This is a genomic window from Methanobrevibacter sp. 87.7 (genome assembly GCF_002208625.1).
Taxonomy (GTDB): Archaea; Methanobacteriota; Methanobacteria; order Methanobacteriales; family Methanobacteriaceae; genus Methanarmilla.
On record NZ_MRCT01000123.1, the window covers coordinates 1 to 5,633 of the forward strand.

The following is a 5,633-nucleotide window of genomic DNA, read 5'->3' on the forward strand; positions in this document are numbered from 1 at the left end:
ATATTTTAGTTAATTGTTTATTTTTTTAAAAATTTTTATAGATTTAATTTTATATTTTTATTATTTTTTAGCTTTTTTATTTTCATTTTTTTATTTTTTTAACAAATTTTATCTGATTTTAAAAATATTTATAAATTACTTTTTATAAATTATCTAGTAATATAAAATTTATTTTAGTATAATATTTTTAAATCATTTTTTAAAATTTATTGATATTATATATAAAATAATAATCTTTAATTATTTATAATGATAAATTATTTATTATATAATGATTAAATATTAAAGATTATATAATGATTAAATCTTTAATATAAGATTTTAATAATAAAATTTAAAATATGTTTAGAAATCAAATTTATGTTTAAATAAAAGTATTGCTTTGTTTGATTTTTTTGAAGTATAATACTATTTATTTTAAAATAGTTTTGATTAATTAGTAATTAAGTAATTTAAGGAGTTAAATTATGGCAGATCTTGACAAGATGTTTAAACCAAATTCTGTTGCGGTTATAGGAGCATCAAATACTGAAGGAAAAGTGGGATATATTATTGTTGATAATATTATTACCGGTGGATATAAAGGTACTATTTATCCTATTAATCCAAAGAGTGATGAAATTCAAGGATATAAAGCTTATTCTAGTGTTTTAGATTTACCTGAAGTACCTGATTTAGTTGTTATTTCCATTCCTGCTGCAGGTGTAAATCTTGTTCTTGAAGAATGTGGTGAAAAAGGAGTAAATAATGTAGTTGTTATTAGTGCAGGATTTAAAGAAACTGGTGAAGAAGGAGCTAAATTAGAAGAGGAATTATCTAATATTGTTAATAAATATAATATGAATCTAATTGGTCCTAATAGTTTAGGTATTAGTGATTCACATACACCAATTAATTCTTCATTTGCACAAACCATTCCTCCTAAAGGAAACATGGCTTTCTTATCTCAAAGTGGAGCTATGATGGTAGCTATTATTGATTGGAGTTTTAATTCAGGAATTGGTTTTAGTAAATGTATTTCTTTAGGAAACAAAGCAGGTACTAATGAAATTGAAATCATTAACCATTTAGCTAATGATCCTGAAACTGCTGTTATAACAGTTTATCTTGAAAGTGTAACTCCTGATGATGATTTTGTTAATACTCTTAGAGAAGTATCTAAGAAAAAACCTATTGTTATTTTAAAATCTGGTTCTAGTGCTGCTGGAGCAGCTGCTGCTTCTTCACATACTGGTGCTCTTGCAGGTAGTGATGCTGCATTTGATGCTGCATTTGAACAATCTGGAATTTTCCGTGCAAGTTCAATGAATGAATTATTTGAAGTAGGTTTAGGATTCTCTAACTGTCCACTTCCAAAAGGACGTAATGTTGCAATTGTTACTAATGCTGGTGGAGGAGGAGTTATTGCTGTAGATGCAATGGAAAGATATAATCTTAACCTTGCTAAATTTAGTGATGATACTGTTAATAAATTAAAAGAATTTATTCCAGATGAAGGAACTACAAATAATCCTATTGATGTATTAGGTGATGGAGCTGTAGAAAGTTATAAAAAATCATTAGAAGTACTTATTGATGATGATGACGTAGATAGTATTATAGTAATTGTTTGTCCTACTGCTAAAGCAGATACTGCTGGAATTGCTGAAGCATTAGTTGATGTTTATTCTAATTCTACTAAACCTATTCTTGCTGTAAACATGGGTGGACCTTCATTTGAATACTCAAATAAACTTTTAAAAGAAAATTGTATTCCATCATATGTATTCCCAGAACCAGCTATAAAAGTAGTTGAATATCTCTGTGAATTTGCAGAATTACAAGATAAAACTTATGATAATCCTGTTGATGAAATTAAGGATGTTGATAAAGAATTCGTAGAAGATATCTTTGAAAAAGTCAAATCTGAAGGTAGAGATACTTTACTTGGTAGTGAAGCATATGCAGTTGCTGAAGCTTATGGTATTTCAGCAGCACCTATTAAATTATCAACTTCTGCTAAAGAAGCTGCAGATCTTGTTGAAGAAATGGAATTCCCTGTTGTTTTAAAAATTGCTTCTGATAAAATTTTACACAAATCTGATATTGGTGGTGTAAAAGTTGGTATTTCTTCAAGGGATGAAGCAGAAAAAGCTTATAATGAAATTATTGAAAACACTAAAAAAGCATTCCCTGAAATAACTCCTAATGGTGTAGAAGTACAAAAAATGATGGATTCAGGTATTGAAGTTATTGTTGGTATGATAAGAGATAAACAATTTGGTCCAATGATTTCATTTGGTATGGGTGGAATATTTGTAAATCTTATTGAAGATGTTTCATTTAAACTTGCTAAAGGTATGACTTCAGAAGAAATTGATGAACAAATTGAAGATACTAAAGTTTCCAAATTATTACATGGTTATCGTGGAGAAGCTCCTGGAGACATTGCTGCAGTTAAAGATACCATTAAACGTGTTGCAAGATTAACACTTGATTTTGATGAAATATCTGAGTTAGATATTAACCCAATATTTGTATATGAAGATGGATCAAGTGCTTTAGATATTAAAATTAAATTATAAAATTTTAATATCCTTTTTCTTTTTTTATTTTTTTTTAAATTTTTATATTTTCTATTTTCAAAACATTTATATGTAAGTTATAACAATTGTTATATATTGAATAAATAATTGCTTTAATATGTAAAAAGTAAATTTTTTTAATATGTAACATTTTTTTAAGTTTCAAAAATATTCCAAAATATTTATATATATGTTATAACAATTGTTATATATTGAATAAATAATTGCTTTTTATAAAATAGATTTAGTAATTTTTATCAATATATAATAATTTTATAATTTTTTACAATTTGTGTTTTTTCAAAACATTTATATGTAAGTTATAACAATTGTTATATATTGAATAAATAATTGCTTTTAATGATTTAATTATAATGTGAAAGCAAAACATAATTTTATATAACTATCGTTATATTTTTATGTGGTAAAAAAAATTAACTGTTCAATCTCATATTGCATTAATTTGCAGATTATTATTTAAAAAAATTTAAATTGAAAAAATTTGAAATATAAAAATATAAAATTTTAAAAAATTTATAATAGAGGTATAAAAAAATGAGTTATGATAATACAACAAAAAGAGGACAAGGTGTTGCAACTTTAGGTTTACATGCTGGTCAAGAAGAACCGGATCCAGCAACTGGTGCTAGGGCAGTTCCTATTTACCAAACAACATCTTATGTATTTAAAGATCCAGAACAAGCAGCAAATAGATTTGCATTAGCTGAATTTGGTCAAATATATGGTAGATTAACTAACCCAACTAATGATGCATTTGAACAAAGGATTACTGCTGTAGAAGGTGGAAATTATGGTATTTCTGCTGCTAGTGGTTTAGCTGCAATTAGTTATTCTATTTTAAACATTACTTTACCTGGAGATAACATTGTAGCTGCAGATAACCTTTATGGTGGTACTTACAATTTATTTGAAGATACTTTTGCAGAATTAGCACGTGATGTTAAATTCGTAAAATCTGATGATTATGATGCTTTTGAAGCAGCAATTGATGATAAAACAAAAGCAATTTATGCTGAAGCTATTGGAAACCCAAAATTAGATGTACCTGATTTTGAAAAATTAGCAGATATTGCTCATTCACACGATATACCATTAATCATTGATAACACTTCTGCTGTAGGTTTATTAAGACCTCTTGAACATGGTGCAGATGTAGTTGTAGGATCAGCTACTAAAGCTGTAGGTGGACATGGTACTGCTATTGGTGGATATATTGTAGATAGTGGTAAATTCAACTGGGGTAATGGTAAATTCCCAACAATTTCTGAACCAGATAAATCTTACCATGGATTAAACTTCTGGGAATCTTTCAGTAATGTTCCTGGTGGAATTGGAAACATCGCATACCCAATTAGAATTAGAGCAAGATTACTTAGGGATTTAGGTGCAACCCTTGCTCCTGTACACAGTTTCCTTTTCTTACAAGGTCTTGAAACTTTAGATTTAAGAATTAAAAAACATTCTGAAAATGCTCTTGCTCTTGCAAAACACTTAGAACAACATCCAAAAGTTGCTTGGGTAAATTACCCAGGATTAAAATCACATCCTTCACATGAAACTGCAGTAAAATACTTAGGTAATCCTGAAGGAACTGGTGATGACCCAGGATATTATGGTGCAATTTTAGGATTTGGAATTAAAGGTGGTCATGATCAAGCAATTGAATTTATTAAAAATGTAAAACTTGCTTCACACCTTGCAAATATCTTAGATGCAAAAACCTTAGTTATCCACCCTGCAAGTACTACTCATTCACAATTATCTGAAGAAGAACAACGTGCAGTAGGAGTAACTCCTGATTTCATCAGAGTATCTACTGGTCTTGAAAACATTGAAGATATTATTGCTGACTTTGATCAAGCATTAGATAAAGTAAATGTATAATTATAATTAATTAAGATGTGATTAAATGTCATCTTTTAAAATTATATTTATTTTAGAGTACTGTCGACTATAGGAGATATATAAGATATTGGATTAAATCCTTAAATATATTTTCTTAGCCCATATTTCACTTTAAAATTTTACCTAATCTAATATCTTACGAATCAAGCTCTCAGTAGTTGAATACTTTAAAATAATAGGAGATGGTATAAAGATAATAAAAGTTATTTATCTTAATTATTCATTTATTGTTATTAATACATTAAAAAATCTAAAAGGAGGTAATATTCAAATTTATAAAAATAATTAATAATCCTTAATATTAATATGTCTTTCTCAAAAGAAATTAACCTCAATATTATAGGAGTTTTTCAATTCTACTAAAATATTACCTTAAAAATTTTTGTGAGTTAGTTTTTAAGGTTTTAGTTTGAATTAATTTAATTCCATGAATAATTTTATTAATTTATAAAAATTGTAAAAAAATTCTTAAAAAATATTAAGTTATATTCCTATGAATAATCTATGGATTATTTAATTAACTTTCAAAGTTATAGTTATTAGATATTGCCCCAATTTATCTAATTTCTATAATTCTCTATAATATTTTATATTAGTTAATGCCCCAAAATTTCTCTAATCATAAAATAGATATTGTTTTATTGTTAACTCCCCAACTTAACAATATTACAATTAAAAAACAGTTATTATATTATAATTATATTTCCAATCTTTCGTAATGCCTTAATTTCTAAACACAATATATGGTATAATTATATTATGATAATTGTTTATTTTAAATACGTAAATTATATAATTAAATTATGTGATTATAAAATTTTTAAAAAAGCCCTTAGAATAATGGTTTTTACTATTGTTCTATATTATATTAAATTATCTCTAATAAACAATACAATTGCCTAAAATGATTCATTTCATTTTAGGCTTTTTTTATAATCTACTTTTTTTTATTGAATTTGATTTTGATTTTTTAGATTTTTGATTTTTTTTGTAAGTTTTATTTTTTAGATTTTTTGATCTTTTTTTTGTAAGTTTTTTGTTTTTTTTTTTAATTTTTAGAATTTTTTTTTTTAATGGTTTAATTTTTGTATTTTTTATATTTTTTTTAAATTTGTTTTTTGTATTTTGGAAGTATTTTTTATT

At 25.5% G+C, this 5,633-nt stretch carries 2 protein-coding genes; both read left to right on the plus strand.

Annotated elements, in window-relative coordinates; genetic code table 11:
• Positions 1–467 precede the first annotated feature (467 nt).
• Complete coding sequence (locus BGI41_RS06320) at positions 468–2,564, plus strand: acetate--CoA ligase family protein (protein WP_088539607.1); 2,097 nt, start codon at positions 468–470, stop codon at positions 2,562–2,564.
• A 555-nt stretch (positions 2,565–3,119) separates the two neighbouring features.
• The gene (locus tag BGI41_RS06325) at positions 3,120–4,469 is read left to right on the plus strand and encodes an O-acetylhomoserine aminocarboxypropyltransferase/cysteine synthase family protein (protein ID WP_088539608.1); all 1,350 of its coding nucleotides are present in this window, start codon (positions 3,120–3,122) and stop codon (positions 4,467–4,469) included.
• Positions 4,470–5,633: the final 1,164 nt, after the last annotated feature.

Excerpts from the sequence above, each read along its gene's own strand:
- BGI41_RS06320 (WP_088539607.1), top strand. The coding sequence starts at position 468 with ATGGCAGATCTTGACAAGATGTTTAAACCAAATTCTGTTGCGGTTATA.
- BGI41_RS06325 (WP_088539608.1), top strand. The coding sequence starts at position 3,120 with ATGAGTTATGATAATACAACAAAAAGAGGACAAGGTGTTGCAACTTTA.